Annotated in this window: 15 protein-coding genes and 1 pseudogene; 6 read left to right on the forward strand and 10 right to left on the reverse strand. The window is 49.2% G+C overall.

The annotated features are described in order from the left end of the window. Window positions 1-124 precede the first annotated feature (124 nt). The 3 genes from H6A28_RS08700 to H6A28_RS08710 are packed head-to-tail and all read right to left on the reverse strand — an operon-like array spanning window position 125 to window position 2,161. Window positions 125-628, reverse strand: coding sequence for a flavodoxin (locus H6A28_RS08700; protein ID WP_239465316.1), 504 nt, complete (start codon window positions 626-628; stop codon window positions 125-127). Between the two features lie 28 nt (window positions 629-656). Continuing rightward, window positions 657-1,706, reverse strand: a complete 1,050-nt coding sequence (locus H6A28_RS08705) for an alpha/beta hydrolase (RefSeq protein ID WP_204476454.1) — start codon at window positions 1,704-1,706, stop codon at window positions 657-659. 20 nt (window positions 1,707-1,726) lie between these two features. Beyond that, window positions 1,727-2,161: a nuclear transport factor 2 family protein gene (locus H6A28_RS08710; protein WP_204476455.1), complete on the reverse strand. Its 435-nt coding sequence runs from the start codon at window positions 2,159-2,161 to the stop codon at window positions 1,727-1,729. Between the two features lie 168 nt (window positions 2,162-2,329). On the opposite strand from H6A28_RS08710, the gene H6A28_RS08715 reads away from it, so the two are divergent. The 3 genes from H6A28_RS08715 to H6A28_RS08725 all read left to right on the forward strand — a co-directional run bounded on the left by H6A28_RS08715 (window position 2,330) and on the right by H6A28_RS08725 (window position 6,567). After that, window positions 2,330-3,238, forward strand: a complete 909-nt coding sequence (locus tag H6A28_RS08715; RefSeq protein ID WP_204479822.1) for a helix-turn-helix domain-containing protein — start codon at window positions 2,330-2,332, stop codon at window positions 3,236-3,238. A 73-nt stretch (window positions 3,239-3,311) separates the two neighbouring features. Next, window positions 3,312-4,208 carry a helix-turn-helix domain-containing protein gene (locus H6A28_RS08720; protein ID WP_204479823.1) on the forward strand — a complete coding sequence of 299 codons (897 nt, stop codon included), beginning with the start codon at window positions 3,312-3,314 and terminating at the stop codon, window positions 4,206-4,208. A gap of 91 nt (window positions 4,209-4,299) precedes the next feature. Next, window positions 4,300-6,567: a TonB-dependent receptor gene (locus H6A28_RS08725; RefSeq protein WP_239465317.1), complete on the forward strand. Its 2,268-nt coding sequence runs from the start codon at window positions 4,300-4,302 to the stop codon at window positions 6,565-6,567. A gap of 45 nt (window positions 6,568-6,612) precedes the next feature. Here the strand turns inward: H6A28_RS08725 and H6A28_RS08730 are convergent, their stop codons facing one another. The 6 genes from H6A28_RS08730 to H6A28_RS08755 form a co-directional block, all read right to left on the reverse strand. Next, window positions 6,613-6,789 (reverse strand): hypothetical protein, encoded by a 177-nt coding sequence (locus H6A28_RS08730; protein WP_204479825.1) that lies wholly within the window; start codon window positions 6,787-6,789, stop codon window positions 6,613-6,615. A 114-nt stretch (window positions 6,790-6,903) separates the two neighbouring features. Continuing rightward, window positions 6,904-8,493: an energy transducer TonB gene (locus tag H6A28_RS08735; RefSeq protein ID WP_204479827.1), complete on the reverse strand. Its 1,590-nt coding sequence runs from the start codon at window positions 8,491-8,493 to the stop codon at window positions 6,904-6,906. Between the two features lie 15 nt (window positions 8,494-8,508). Then, a complete protein-coding gene (locus H6A28_RS08740) occupies window positions 8,509-9,858 on the reverse strand; it encodes an energy transducer TonB (protein ID WP_204479828.1) in 1,350 nt (449 codons plus the stop codon). Window positions 9,859-9,892: 34 nt separating this feature from the next. Then, window positions 9,893-10,363, reverse strand: a complete 471-nt coding sequence (locus H6A28_RS08745) for an immunoglobulin-like domain-containing protein (protein WP_204479830.1) — start codon at window positions 10,361-10,363, stop codon at window positions 9,893-9,895. Between the two features lie 31 nt (window positions 10,364-10,394). After that, window positions 10,395-12,200, reverse strand: a complete 1,806-nt coding sequence (locus H6A28_RS08750) for a carboxypeptidase regulatory-like domain-containing protein (RefSeq protein ID WP_204479832.1) — start codon at window positions 12,198-12,200, stop codon at window positions 10,395-10,397. Window positions 12,201-12,488: 288 nt separating this feature from the next. After that, window positions 12,489-13,085: a TetR/AcrR family transcriptional regulator gene (locus H6A28_RS08755; protein ID WP_204479834.1), complete on the reverse strand. Its 597-nt coding sequence runs from the start codon at window positions 13,083-13,085 to the stop codon at window positions 12,489-12,491. A 348-nt stretch (window positions 13,086-13,433) separates the two neighbouring features. On the opposite strand from H6A28_RS08755, the gene H6A28_RS08760 reads away from it, so the two are divergent. Together H6A28_RS08760 and H6A28_RS08765 are read left to right on the forward strand one after the other, a co-directional pair. Continuing rightward, on the forward strand, window positions 13,434-14,096 hold the full coding sequence (locus H6A28_RS08760; protein ID WP_239465318.1) for a porin family protein: 663 nt from the start codon (window positions 13,434-13,436) through the stop codon (window positions 14,094-14,096). Between the two features lie 351 nt (window positions 14,097-14,447). Next, window positions 14,448-14,888, forward strand: a complete 441-nt coding sequence (locus tag H6A28_RS08765) for a hypothetical protein (RefSeq protein ID WP_204479836.1) — start codon at window positions 14,448-14,450, stop codon at window positions 14,886-14,888. Here the strand turns inward: H6A28_RS08765 and H6A28_RS08770 are convergent. Beyond that, window positions 14,839-15,282 (reverse strand): annotated as a pseudogene (locus H6A28_RS08770) (PD-(D/E)XK nuclease domain-containing protein); the annotation flags it as partial. The gene H6A28_RS08765 and the pseudogene H6A28_RS08770 overlap by 50 nt on opposite strands. 86 nt (window positions 15,283-15,368) lie before the next feature. Between H6A28_RS08770 and H6A28_RS08775 the strand changes: the two are divergent. Continuing rightward, entirely contained in the window at window positions 15,369-15,647 is a 279-nt protein-coding gene (locus H6A28_RS08775) for a hypothetical protein (RefSeq protein WP_204479838.1), read from the forward strand.

The following is a 15,647-nucleotide window of genomic DNA, read 5'->3' on the forward strand; positions in this document are numbered from 1 at the left end:
TAAAGAACGATTCAGATGCCATAAATTCGGTTTCGAAGATATGGTGATTCTTATTGCTTGTGGATTACACAACTTCAGAATCACGCACAAAATGAGTCATATAATAAATTAATCTATATAAAGTCTAGTGTTCCACTCTCTTCCGTGCCTGTTCAGGCGAGTTCTGTGCCACAGACCCTCGCACGGTCAGCCCTTCCAATAGGGTAGCCCCCTGGCAAGCCTGCTGCAACCTGCGCGCTGTCCCCGAAAGTCCGCTTCCTTCGTGCGTGCAGAAAGGGATGACCGTTTTGTCCTTCCAGCCATGCCGCTCAATGAACGTATAGACAGCCATCGGCATATCTCCCCACCAGTTAGGATAGCCAATGAAGATAATCTCATAGTCTTCTACCGCCACATCTCCCTTCACGGCCGGACGAGCCTGGTTGTGAAGTTCTGTTTTTGCCACCTTTATACATTCCGTATAATCTTCCGGATAAGGCCGTACCGGTTCTATATGGAAAAGAGTGCCACCCGTTTTAGCAGCTATCATTTCAGCAAGGATGTGAGTATTTCCCTTTTCAATGTATCCTACTGCATAGTTCTCTCCCGCCCGGGAAAAGAACGCCACAAGAATTTTCTTAGTATTCATAATCTGCTTTTTTGAGATATCCATCATTTTATTGCAAGGCCCGTTTAAAGAAATCCGTCAGTTTCTGCACTGCCGGACCAACCGCTCCCGGCTTGTCATAAAGGTCGATATGCGAATAACCTGCAACGACAAACACTTCCTTGTCTTTTCCCGGCAAAGCCTGATAAAAACGTGTTGTCTGCCATTCGGAATCAGCCTTATCTCCTACCACCAGCAAGACGGGTTGTGTCAGTAGATAACTGTTTTCGATGGCAGAAAAAGCCATCTTGGTTGCCTGACTCCTGCGCAGGTAGAAGTTATCGGCCCGAGGATGCCAGGCACGGGAAGTACGGTAATACTCATATCCCTCACGGAAAGAAGGGGCCGTTTCTTCGGTCGGTTCAGGACACATATACACCTTCATCAGTTCCGCACCCCGTGCTTCACGAGTACGTTGTGCCGATACGTCTTCCAGCAACTTTATCTGTTCTTCCACCGTCCGACCACGCAGCCAGCTTTCCCGGTTGGCTGCACCGATATCGGCCGCACTCACTCCGGCTACGGCACGGATACGACGCTCGGTTGGAGCCGTAGCAATGACATATCCTCCTCCGGCGCACAAGCCCAACGCTCCGATACGATGCTCATCCACAAACGGAAGAGTCACCAGGTAATCCACGGCATAGCGAATATCTTCCACACGCTCATAAGGTGCTTCAGACCAATGAGGCGTTCCCCCACTTTCACCGGCATAGGCCGCATCGAAAGCCAGAGTCACAAAGCCGTTCTCCGCTAACCGGTACGCATACAGTCCGGCCGATTGTTCCTTCACACTTCCCGCAGGATGAATACTGAGAATAGCCGGATAGCGCTGCGAACCATCGAAGTTCTTTGGCAAGAACAAATTGCCCACCAGCACAATCTGGTTACTGCGTAAAAAAGAGACCTTGCGGACGGCCACCCCGCTGGTCGTATCAACGGGTGTCACCACATATGCTTCTGTCTGCGGTACGCCGGGCAAGCCGTCATGTTGTTCCTGCGCCTGCACTCCCGCAATAGCACAAAATCCCATCCAAACAACTAAAAAAATCTTTTTCATCTTTACTCTGTTTGTATCAGTCAAGCCAATGGAGGAACAGCTGCATACACAAAATGCTGTTCCCGCTCAGCAATCCACCAGCGGCCGTCCACCTTCACATATTTATCATAATAACGTACGGCATACATCGTCAGCCGGTCGTTTCCATCCACTTCCGTCACAAGCGTAGCAATGGCATAACAGATGCCCGTGGCATGCGCATCGTCGGTAAAGTCCACCACCTGCTGGCCGTTCTGATGGAACGAAGCCTTGGCCGCCCCGAATGCCTTGTATTGTGCAATCATATCTTCCACATTGTGGATATCCATAATCTGCTTGTCTCCCATATACACTTTCAGCTTCACATCCGGACGGAACAGGTTACGATAGTAATCCTGATTGTTCTTGTCCGATTCCGTCGCATAACGGTCTACCAAATCTTTCAAAGCCATACGGCTTTCCATTTCCTGTGTCATAACTCAATTCTGTTTATCGGTTAATTGTCACTGCAAAAGTAATCCCTACCGTATTATCCGTAGGGATACAAAACACAGATTTACTGCATGAAAACACAGATTTCACGAGCGGCAGGGACCAGAAACCGGAATCCTTTCGTACTTTTGCCGTCAGAAACATACAAACCGATGAAAATCTCCTTATTGAACATTGAAACCGTCACGGAGTACGACGACATGCTCGGCGTAGAAACCCTACATCCGCTGGTCAGCGTGATCGACCTTTCGAAGGCCAGACCGATGCACCACCTACGCCACACGTTCAGCTTCTACGTGGTCTTCCTGAAAGACGAGAAGAACTGCGACCTGATTTACGGCCGCCAGCGATACGATTACCAGAAAGGGTCGGTGGTCTGCCTTGCACCGGGACAGGTCATCGGCATAGAAGATACGGGCGAAACATTCCAGCCGAAAGGCTATGCGCTGTGCTTCCATCCCGACCTGATTCGCGGCACCCACCTCGGACGTACCATCAAGGAATACACGTTCTTCTCGTACGAGGTGAACGAAGCCTTGCATCTCTCGGAACGGGAGCGCCACATCTTCATCGACTGCCTGCTGAACATTCAGGAGGAACTGCATCATGCAATCGACCGGATGAGCAAACGGCTCATCACCAACCACATCGAACTGTTGCTCAACTATTGCCTGCGCTTCTACGAACGGCAGTTCATCACCCGGCAGGATGCCCATCGCGACATCCTGACCCGTTTCGAGACCTTCCTGGACCGGTATTTCACGGGCGAAAATGCTGCACTGAAAGGATTGCCCAGCGTGAAATACTGTGCCGCCGAACTCTGCCTGTCGCCCAATTATTTCGGCGACCTCATCAAGAAGGAAACGGGCAAGACCGCCTTGGAGTACATACAAGACAAAATCATCGGCATCGCCAAAGAACAGCTGCTTCTTCCCTCTGAATCCATCAGCCAGATTGCCTATCAGCTGGGCTTCCAGTACCCGCAGCATTTCACCCGTGTGTTCAAGAAGGCCACCGGAATGACTCCGAATGAATACCGGAGCAAGACGGATTACAAATAATAAATATTTTAATCCGACACAAAGAAGAACCACAGAATTCACTACATTTGCAGAAACCAAACCCGATTGCGCTATGAACCGCAGACTACTACCCGTCACGGTGTTTCTGACGCTGATGCTGACTTCCTTGCTGGCCGGGCGTCACAACTACCGCGTGACAAGAGACGAGATAACCGCCGATCTGAACCAGGCGCTGGCCCAGACCTTACTGGAAAAGAAAGACCCGATTGTGACACAGGATACGATACGGGCGTACAAACAGCTCCGGCAGACATCAGGCGGACAGGTGCTCATCGCCGTGTCCGACGAACGTTTCTGTCGCCACCTGAAGAACCCGCGACTGAAACAGGCGGCTTTCCTCACCTTCGACGTGATGGACGGCGACTACCGGGGCAGCTCGATGGACGGACAGACCATCTGTAGTGACACACTGGTGGTCCGTAACGGACGGGCGGGCGAAACGCTGGCCCTGAAAGGTTACACCCGACTGTCGGCAGCGGCCGTATTCGGCATGTCCGACCAGCGCTTGCCCGGCGGACTGATGGCAGCAGCTTTGCTTTGGGCCATCGGCTCGATGCTGTACTTGCGGAAGCGGGAAAAGGAGAACCCGATGCTGCAACCTGCCGAAGGGAGCGTACTATCGGCCGGAGGGGGCACACAATCCGCCCCAGACTTCGGGGGACTGACTTACTCGGATGCAGACGACCGTTTCTACGCAGCCGACCATACGCCCATCCGTTTCACGCCCATGCAGCAGCAACTGATGCGGCTTTTCTGGCAGGCTCCCTCCCACTCGCTCACGAAAGAGGAAATCTGTGCCGTGCTCTGGCCCAAGAAAGACGATGCCAACGACACGCTCTACACCCTTATCCGCCGCCTGAAACCCATCGTGGAGGAGCATACGCGACTGAAAATCGTAGCCGACAGAGGGCGGAACTATTCACTGGAAATCAACGAGATGAAAGACTGACAGCGAATTGTCAGGCAAATGTCAGCGTCGGTTTTTGACGCCTTCGCGACAGCCCCCTACTTTTGTTCCTGAATTTTACACACAGGAACAAATGCAAACACTCAGATTACTTTTCCAGCAGGGAGCCGGAAGCCGGCTTCCGCTGATGCACACCCTCTGCCTGAAAAAGGAGGGAACCTTCCTTACCCATCGCACACTGCATGAGTCGGGCCATAAGTCCTCATGTCGGGCTTCAATGCTCCCCACAAAGTCTCAAACAACATGCGGGACCACCCATAAACAGTCCCGACCGACCGGGAGTTTCCGGTCCACCGCCTCCCGATTCAGGGCCATCCTCTTCCTTCTGCTGCTGACCCTCCCCGCCCTCGCGCAAGAGGTGGAACCCACCGTGGAACTGGGCGAGGTGGAGGTCAAGGCCGACCGGATTATCAAGAAGACCGACGGAATGCTGCTCTATCCCTCCGAACAGCAGAAGACTTCTTCCCGCTCGGGCTACAGCCTGCTCCAGCAACTCACCCTTCCGAATATCCGTGTGGATGAGGTGGGACACACCATCTCGGCCATCGACCAGCGGGGAAGCGTACAAATCCGCATCAACGGCATCATCGTGGACAAGGCGGAGATGCTTTCGCTCGACCCGAAGAGCATCCGTACCATCCATTTCATCGACAACCCCGGCGTGCGCTACGGCGACGGCATTGCCTACGTCATCGAAATCACCACCCGACGGGCGGACAACGGATACACGCTGGGCACCTCGTTCACCCAGGCGCTGACGACCCTCCAGGGCGACTACACGGTGTATGGCAAATGGAACACGGGAAAGAGTGAGCTGTCATTGAACTACAGCATCGGTTACCAGAACTACAGCGACCTGCGGACGGAGGAAACCGCCCACTACCACCTGAACGACGGGTCGGTCTATACCATCCAGCGCAACGACCTCGCCTCGCGCAACCAGAGCCTGAACAACCAGCTGAAGCTGACCTACAACCTGGCCGACTCCACCCGCTATGTGTTTCAGGCTTCACTGAGCGGCGACTTCAGTCACGTGCCAAACAATTTCAATCAGAAGCAGATTGTGGACGGGAAGCAGACCTACACGGCCCTCGAACAGCAGCAGAGCCGGAGCGGGAGTCCGGTGCTCGACCTCTACTACTTCCAGCAGTTCACCCCCCGGCAGTCGCTCACCCTCAACGCCGTGGGCACATACATCAGCACCCGTTCCTCGGACAGCTACGACGAGGGTTCTCCCTACCGTTACGACGTGGACGGACGCACCTACTCCCTCCTGAGCGAGGCCATCTACGAAAACCGGTTGAAGCCCTTCACCCTGTCGGCCGGCCTCAACTACAGCCAGAAATACACGAACAATGAATATACGGGCGACGTCTCGGCTGCCACCTCTATCCACAACAACCGCGTGTACCTGTTCTCCGAAATCAAGGGACTGTGGGGCAACCTCCGCTATTCGGCAGGCATCGGGGGCAGCTACCTGCACTATCGCCAGCAGTCCCATTCGTACGACTACTGGAGTTTCTGCCCGAAAGCGGCCCTGAGCTACAACTTCACCCACGCCCTGCAGCTGAGCTACAATTTCCAGATGAGCGAACGCACCTCACGGGTGGCTATGATCAGCGACGCCTCCATCCGCAACAACCGCATGGAGTGGACCGTGGGCAGTCCCGACCTCAAGCCCAACCGGGAGATGTATCACCTCCTGCGGCTGACGTACACCAACAACCGTCTGCAAACCAGTCTGGAAGGTTTCTACAAGCAATGCCTTCGTCCCAACATGGCGGTGTATGAACGCACGGCCGACGACCGGTTCATCTACACCCAGCGCAACCAGAAGGAGATTGACGTGCTGAACGCCATGGCCTACGCAAGTTACTGGCTGATGCCGGAAAAGCTCTCCGTCACGGCCTACGGGGGACTGTTCCGCTGCTTCAACTTCGGCCAGGACTACACGCACTGCTACACGTCCTACTTTGTCACGGGGGCCGTCAACGCCTACCTGGGCAACCTCTCCCTCCATGCCTACGCCGACAACGGTTCCCGCTTCCTGGAAGGAGAAACCAAGGGATACAGCGGAAGCGACATCACCCTGAAGGCCGCCTACAGCTACAAGGACTGGCAGTTCGCCCTGATCTGGCAAGAGCCCTTCCAGCACAAATACAAGCTGTTTGAATCGGAAATCCTGAACCGGAACCTCCAGAAGCACACTGCCCTCTACAGCGGCGATGCCTGCAACCTCGTCAACCTGACCGTGACGTGGCGCCTGACCAGAGGACGCAAGTTCCGCGACGTCGAACGCTCCATTCAGCTGAAAGACAAGGATACGGGGATTATCCGATGAAAAAAGAAAATTCTCAGGTAAGTATTCCGCTTGCCTGAGAATTTTTCAATGAGCTGCACGCTGTAACCACCGGTTGCAACTGCTCCCCAATACGATGCCAAGGAACACGCTCACCATGGTACACCAATCATCGGCAAGGCCTGTCCATTGTGTAACGAACAGACTGAGTCCGCACACTACGGCAGTGACCACCAGACTCCACAATAACGGTTTCATTTTCATAGGCATTTGTTTTGATTACAACCGTAAAGATACAAAAAATCGCTTAAGCAACAACTTTGTGAAAGGGAAATAATTATTTTGATGAACTTATTTTCCTGAATCACTCCAATAGAATCAAGGAACCTTGGCGGCACGCTCGAAAGTAACCGGAATGGCATACCTCACTTTCTCCGGTTTTCCACTCTGCCGCCCCGGTTTCCATTTCGGCATCAGTTTCACTACTCGAAGGGCCTCTTCGTCCAATGCCGGACTCAGTCCCCGCAACACCACCGGATGAATAATGTTTCCTTCTTCATCTATCACAAACTGCACGATGACCCGAGGAATTACAACCGTTTCAGGCACAAGCGATTTGTCATAGTTCAGGTTCTTCCGAATAAAATCCATCAAGGCCGACATGCCCCCGGGAAACTCCGGCATCTCCTCTACCACGTCATACGCAATATCCATATCCTTTTCCTCAGCCACTTCCTGCAAAGGCTTTGAAGAAGGCTCCTTGTCCGCAGCATCCCGCTCTTCCACCTTGTGGCCAATCCGAAATTCCGCAGCAAAATACCAGTCGTGATAATTATCCCCGATATCCATTTCCTTCACCACACGATAGACGCCGGGCATAAGCATACGAAGTGACGGATACAAACTGGCAGAAAAGGGATAAATCTTATTGGATGGAAGAAAACGTTCTTCAAGTGTCCAAACCGTTGCTCCAGGCAAAAACAACCATTTTTCCCCTTCCTTCCGAAGCACCCAGTACGGCGACCCCATTGAGATGCTCCGGCCGCTCCGGTTCACGATTCTCACTGCCACGGATTCCGTATTTGGCGGATACACCGCCTTCTCCGTGTACATCTTGATGCCGAAAGTATCCGTACACATCGGTTGGGTGAAATAAGTAGCTGCATCCTCTTTCCCGTCGTTCACCACGATTGCCGCATAATTCAGCACCTTCTGCCGGAACTCTTTCTGCAATGCCTCCGAGTTCACCATCCACGACATATACAACGTGTCATTGTCATGGAATCCCCCAGAATTCAGGTTTTCTATGACACGGTCCTTGGGATGCTTCTCTCCGTATCGGCTAATTTTGTCGAGCAGTTTCCGATGCTGAGCCTTGGATATAAGTTCAAACTCTGCGTATGCCGTACGTGTATTCCGGTTGAATGATTTGTAAATGCGATACCTACCGGGGCGGTTCTTGTCCGTATAGAAGTGAATGGTCTGCCGGTGTGTAGGATAATCGGGCGTAAACACCCACAATACATCGTTGATTATCGGACTGGTAGGCTGAGGTTCCCATTGCTTTAGTGCTTCGTTGTAATATACCAGACTATACCTTTCCCCACTGTCATATTCCCGGTTCGCACGACTGGTAATGATGACCTTGACCTTGGAAGTCGCTACAGGATAATAATCATATTCCGTACGCATAGAAAGCGAATCTGCAGAAAGAGGACGGCCGGCAGGAATATCCCGAGCCACCGGTTCCAGTACCATCGCCACCGGTTGAGGCGGAGTGTCTGTCGAAGTTTCCGTATCCGGCTCCTCTGCTGCAAGCGTGTCATCCGTTACTTCCGGACTCTGTACTGCTGGAGGAGTCTCCTTTGCCAGAACATCTACCGGTTGTGCCTTACGCTTGCCTGTACAACCAACACACATCACACAGACCACCGCCACAAACAATTGAAAAAATGCATTTGTTTTCATACGCTATTGGGATAATTAATTTGTATTCTGCACAGAAGGTTTAAACGCCACAGGAAAAGCAAACTTTACATTCCGGTTCTTCCCGGCTTGTCTGCCCGGTTTCCATTTCGGCATCAGACTGACGATGCGCAAGGCTTCTTCATCCAACGCCGGATTTGTACTCCGTAACACCACAGGGTTGGTGGCATTTCCCTTCTTATCTACTACTATTTGAATGATGATGCGCTCCTTCTTTTCAGCCTTGTCATGCCGTAGGTTTTTCCGGATAAACTCCATTAAGGCAGGCATACCACCAGGAAACTCCGGCATCTCCTCCACTACCTGATAAACTGTTTGCTCATCTTCCTTTGGAGCCTCCACATAATTTCCACCAGTCATTTTCGGTATCGGAGTTTTTTCAGCCCGTTTGGAATTCCCGTAATTGTTCGTCAGACGAAATTCTGCCATCATCCGGATTTTTTCTCTTGACTCAAAAGACACCTCATAGAAGAAGCGGTAGCGTCCCGATGCATTCCCATTGACTTCTGGATACAATCTCGCAACAAACTGACGTGATGAACCAGGAGTAACATAATAGGCAATATCCACTGCAAATGTATTAATAGGCAGTTCATACCATTGACCATCTTTCCCTTCGTAAGTAATGAAATAATGCTCTCCACAAGTAATCGCCTCATTACTTCCGTTCATGAGAATGAATGAAGCAGTGGAAGCCGTATCAGCATAAACAGTGTATTCCGGATACAGGCAAATACCGTGCGCTTCGGACACACCAGTGACATTATTCCGAACGGGCTCTTCCGGACCCGAGAAACGAATGGCAGGCGAATCCATCAGCAACCTGCGGAATTCCGCACGGGCTTCCGGAGTGTTACGGATAAAGGTCACTTCAATGAAATGGAGCGTACTTCCCCACATCATCATATTAGCTTTCAATTTACCTTCCGGCAAAGCATTATACCGTCTGTTCAGTTCATCCAATAAATCTTTAAGCTGTTTTTCTGAGAAAATACTGTCGGTCATCATTTCGATACGGAAAGCCTTGCTTCTCGACACCTCTTCCAGTATCTTCCGTGCCCGCAGCGTATCACCCCGTACCTGAAGGACCAGTGTGTTTCCGTCAAAATAATGTCCCTCTAGAAAATCCGGACAACGGGGACTCCCGATAAAATCTCCGATGCTGTTCGGATCATCACCGTAAGCCTTACTCAAGGCATCAATAACTTTATGACCTTCAGCCTGGTTAGGAACAGGCACATAAGGTACGACTTCTGAGGCTTCCGCTTTCTTTTGTTCCGCATTACTGATGCAGCCTACCATCAGCAAGAAAACGCAAGCCGGTAAATATAGTCCTTTTCTTCTCATTGTATTATCGATTTTTCCGTGAAACAATTTTCCGTTATTTGTCTATCCAGAACTCGGCACTTACTGTAATTTCTTCCCTCCCGTCATGAAATGATTGAATAATCCGATATTTTCCGGATGTAATTCCATAGCAACTGACAGGATAACTAAAACAATAATAATCAGGAGCAAAGTTTAACTGCATACCTACATCTCCAAAGCCATACATTCCATTCATTTCCGCACCTATCCACGAACCGTTTTCCCACTTCTGCAATGTCCAGTCACCGCCAAAAATCAGCGACTTACGCTTAGGATTCAATAGGATAGCATATACATTCTTCGTATCAAGCGGATAATGGTTCTGTATCATATTCATCCGCATAGTATTCCCTAACGTATCACAGTTCAGGCATTGTGCATCGGCAGGTCCAATCTGCATAACCTGCTTTTCCGATGCCGTACGATTGCATCCCAGTCCGCATATTGTCATCATTGCCACGAAGAAAATATATTTACTTTTCATGTCCTACACATTCTATTTTGATTAAAAATACCTATTTCATCAGCACCGGCTTATCACATGACGAATAGCCAATAATCAGTACATCTGTTTCCGGATTAACAGCAGCAGAAGAAGAATCCAGTTTATATTGAACTGCAAGTGTATCTTTACCCGCCTTCAATAAAGTAGGGACATTCATCACCTTTTTAAAGGTATCCAATGTTGTTTCCCGAAACGAGCGGTTGCTGCAAGAAATGATTTTCGGTTGCACGACATATCCGTTACTGTCCACTGCATATTCGATGCGAAGCAGACACTCTTTTCCTTTGTTCAACAACTTTACCGGATACTTGCCTTCCTTGTGTAAAGTTCTGACAAACCATTTATAGTCACGAAATTCATCTAAAGATTTATCCAGCCCAAATATTCCTTTCGGAGCTTCCTTGCGCCATGAAGTGCCAAACTTCTTGTCCAGATAATCAAAAACCACCAGATTATAAGCTGTCAGCAGATGATTGGGAACACCCAGATAACAGTCCAGTGTCCCATCTTTCTTCAATAGATAAAAAGCGTCATAACTCACGCCGTACTTCTTCCAGAAAAAGTGTGTGCAGATTTTTTGTTCCTGTTCTTCCGGTATCACCAGTCGCAGCTTGGGATGTCCCTTGAGGATGTTTTCTCTAGACAGCTCCGGCGAACAGTCATATTTCAAAATATGATCATACTCTAAAGGAAGCACCATCCGCAACGTGTCATTATGCTGCGAAGGGAGAGTTACTACCGTATCACAAGGAGCCAGTCCCACATATTCCGCTTTCAGATGATAAGTTCCGGCCTCCAGCCCCTTTATCTGGAAGCAGCCGGTGGAATCTGTCAACCATCCCTGAAACGGTTGTCCAGCCATGCTCAAATTGGAACCAACCAACACTTCATGTTTCACATCATAAGGAGGACGTTGACGGACGAACTCACCATAAACCCGACCGACAAGCGTGTATTTTGCAGAATCATCCTTATCATGCGTTATATCTTCCTGCAAAGTCATAGTAAAATTCCGATATTCACCCGTGTACTTTCCATTGATAAAAAGCACCTCCCACGGATAAATGGATTTCAGCGTTTCTTTAAAAGCGAGGGCCAGCGGATGATTTTTGCCGTCTATTTTTTCCCGCGAAGAACGCAGATAAATGAGACGTACGTCACAGTCTACGAAGTGACCGTCTTCCGTCATCTGAAAATTACTTATCGAAAAAATAATCCGTTCTCCCTGATATTCAGGAAACCGCTCCCAAGGAAACCGACGCACGATTTCCCCTTGTGCCTTCATCAGATTCAATCCGGCTCTCCGGTAATTGTGATAAGTCTGCATTTCCAGCACTTTACCGTTCCGGACGGTCAGTACCTGCTCCGTTTCCATGTTACGGTCGAACCCGTCATGCACGTATCTCACCAAATCACCTTTCCCGGCCCGAAGTTCCCCACTGAACCAGCGGGCTTGAATCGTCCCCGCCCGACAATAGGCCGCAAAAATCGGCTGCAAGTCCTTCACCTCATACACCCATGTAGATTTCTTCTTGCCGACCTCTTCATAAACCTCTGCTTCTACCCGTTGCAGGCAAAGATACCCGTCACGCACCTCCCAGAAAGCGGTATATCCGCTATAATTGCCCGTGGACCGACTAACATTTTCCGGAAGAAAATCTCCCATCCGCCTGCACAGCAGGGAATCGTAGGCTATGGGCTTTGCCATCAAGACCCATTCTTCTCCTCCCAGGCGAATCACATCGCCCGATTGCCCTGTGGCCTTAAGCGGCAGCACGGCGAGCCACAGCAGGATACACAGCACCATCTTTTTCATACGCATCTGACTATAAGGAAAATCTTGTCCTGAAAGATACGAAAAAGAAACGGTTTTTCAAAGTTGTGGAAGAAATTGGCCAGACGCCTCTTCGTTTTCCCGGGAACGTACGTCTGATGTGTACGTCTCTCTTCCCGGAAACGTATGTTTCCCGAGGCAGAAACGTACGTTTTACGGCTGGGAAACATACGTTTTCCTTGTAGGAAACATAGAAAACGCCTTGAAGAAATCCTCACTCCTTCAAGGCGTTTTCCACTTATCTGTTCCAGGGAGAGACACCCTCATACCCTACTTTTCATTTTTCAGTTCGTCATACAGGGAATAAAACAAATCTCTTAGCGAATCCAGATTCAAACCTTTTGAGAAACTATCTTCAAAAGCCATGCCAGAATAGAGATACCTGAATTGCAATGCCGTTTTATGCACATCACAAGTCGGCTTGATTTCGCCGGATTCTTTTGCCTTTTGTAGGATGTCCTCCCAGATTTTTAAGCTTGCACCAAACATCGCTTGAATCTTAATGTCTGCTTCCGGATAATATTTTAGTGCTTGATACAACAGGTTGAAATAGCCTCTTTGCACATTGGGTATTCCCAATAAGCACATTTCGTCCATTCGTCTACTGGTATCTGCCAGAAACGCATCAATAAAACTTTTCAAGGTGTCCATGTCGTCCACTTCCGTAAAGCCCGGCTTGAACTCCAACACATACCTGTCGACCACAGCCTTGAACAGCGCTTCCTTGCTCTTATGTTTAAAGAAAATAGCACCTCTGGTCAGACCTGTTTCTTCTTCAAGTTTAGCCGTCGACACACTCTCGTAATTATACATCAAGAACAATTTGAATGCGGGCCTTAAAATTCGGTCAATATCGTAATTCTTCATATCAGGACGTTTTTGCAAATATAATAATTATTATCAGGGTCATAAAATTTCACGTTTTTTTATCTGTGGGAAAAGCACAGGTAACGGTACACAGGTACCGGTCAGAGTCATCACACCACATCCAGAGGCCAGAGAGATACAGCCGATTGAACCTGTGACAAGAAACGAACGATTTGCAAAACAATGTAGATGTGGTTTTAAAAAAGCACAAAATATGATGACTGTAATAATATTGTTTATATATTTGCCACGAGATGATAACGGTATCAGAGACATCATCCAACCATAAACGGAACGTGTAACACATAAATTAGAACGAAAGACAATGAAGAAAAAAGTAGTTTTGGCTTGCCTGCTGATGGCAAGCGTGTGCGAGTGTACGCACAAAATGTGACATTGGCTCCCGAAGCAGGTATTTCTGCCGTACAGAGATACGGATGGGGACAGGAATGGAGACCTTCTGCCAAAGTCGGGGTAGCCGCCGATTTCAATCTGACCCGTCATTTCGGCATTGAATCGGGTCTGTTTTACACCTTCAGGGGATATTCCATTTCCAACGGGGGAATCTACAGCAATGAAAACTCTACTTGGATAGAGAACGTGTCGCAGACAAGGCATTTCCTGCAGATACCGGTGATGGCCCAGTTCAGATGGAACCTGAACAAGGACACCAAACTGTTTTTCGGGGTGGGCCCCTACGTGGCCTTCTGCCTGAAAAACAAGTTTGACAGCAATCCTTACTATCTAGAGGGAAGTCTCCCGGGAATGTATGAACAGTATTATGACGGTTTTGTGCATGGGAAGGATGCTTGGGGAAATGATAACCTCTACCTTTACGATGAGGCCCGCCGCTTTGACTGGGGTGTATCCTCCAATATAGGCATTGAAACCCATCACTGGTATGCCAAGCTGCAATATGACCTTTCCTTGGGCAAAGAAGGCAAGAATGATGTGATTGGCGCCAACTATCACACGCTGACGCTTTCCGTGGGATATAAGTTTGGCTTATAATCATTCTTACTTTTCTCAATGTAAAAGCTGTATGATTGTTTTGCAGCCTGCAAATGTATGCTCAAAAGAAAAGCTACATGCGATATGCCTTGTCTGTCTCGGCAGGATATGATTAGAGATTGACAGAATGGATGGCTATTGGCATAAACTATACCGGCTATCAGATTGGGCATAGTTTTGATTTTAAGCATTCGTGCAACATAAAATTAAGTCTTCTATTTTAACCCAGTCAGCACGTGAAGTAAAAAAAGCTCTAATTTTACAATAAAAAGACAGGCATTGGAGCACTTTTCCGTCTGTTTTTTTATATTTGTCATTATACAACAAATGATATTTCTCACTTTACATAAAATGGAAAATTTCAGACTTAAAAACAGATGGATGTATGGAGGCTACATCATCCTGTGGTGGTTCCTCGGAGGACTGATATTCTATTGCCTCCTGAACCTAATCACCCAATCCCCTAAGGAGGAAGCAGACTTACTGTATCCTTATTCATCCTATATGCTGAGCGGAATTCTCGTCAGCTGGATGCACAGTCGCACTTATTACGCCGTAAGGAAGGAGATACTGCAAATACGTACTCCACACGTTCTTCTGAAGACGCTGGTCTTACACGATATCATACAAGCAGTACATTATGACTCCACTCGGTTCAATGTGCGCCATGGATGGTACAACGTATGCCTGACCCTCCAGAAAGGAAAGAAGGTCTATCTGTATGCGAAAGATGGGGAAAAACTCATCGCGCTTCTACTTTCACTTCCTGAATGTTCCGCAGCTCGTCACTGAAGTTCACGCCAATCCGGTAGACCGTGCGGCTGTCCTTGGCAAAAGAAGCGGCATAGCCTTTCTCCCGAATCTGGACCAGCGCCTCGTCCGCGCTGCCGTTCAGTTTGAATTCCATGATATACACGTAGTCCTGTGTCTGGAGCACCAGGTCAATCCGACCGCGGCTCGTGTGGTATTCCACCTGCACGTAGAAGCCCATCAGCTTGAAGATGATGTACAGGATGTTCTGGTAATGCACCTCGCGGTCGCGGGCCAGCTCATAGGGGATGTCGGCGAACATCGTCTTCAGGCGGTCGAAGAAATCGTCTACCTTGCCCGCCATCACTTCCTCCACGAAGCACTGGATCTGATAGGGCGACTTGCTCACGCTCACCGACGCATAGTTGGGCAGCAGGAGAATGTATTTACGAACAATGACACACTTGGAAGTATCTGCTATCAGCTATTCATTGCCTATCTTATCACAAAATAACAACCGCCATGGGAACATTAGGATGCATCCACGACATGATGCGGAGGGACAAGGAAAACAGGGAACTCCGCCAACGCAGCCGGGAGCGCATGAAAGAAACTCGCCGGCGAATGAGCGAATGCCGCCATACGGAAATTCCTCCGTCACTTTCGGTCGAGAAACTGAAGGAAATAAAGAAACGGACACAGGAAAAAGAACAGGCTGACCGGAAACAGGCCCTCAAAATCACCTTATATGTGGGAGTGATTGCCCTACTCCTACTCTTACTTTTAGTAATCTTCTTCTGA

It is taken from the genome of Bacteroides mediterraneensis (assembly GCF_016900355.1).
GTDB lineage: Bacteria > Bacteroidota > Bacteroidia > Bacteroidales > Bacteroidaceae > Phocaeicola.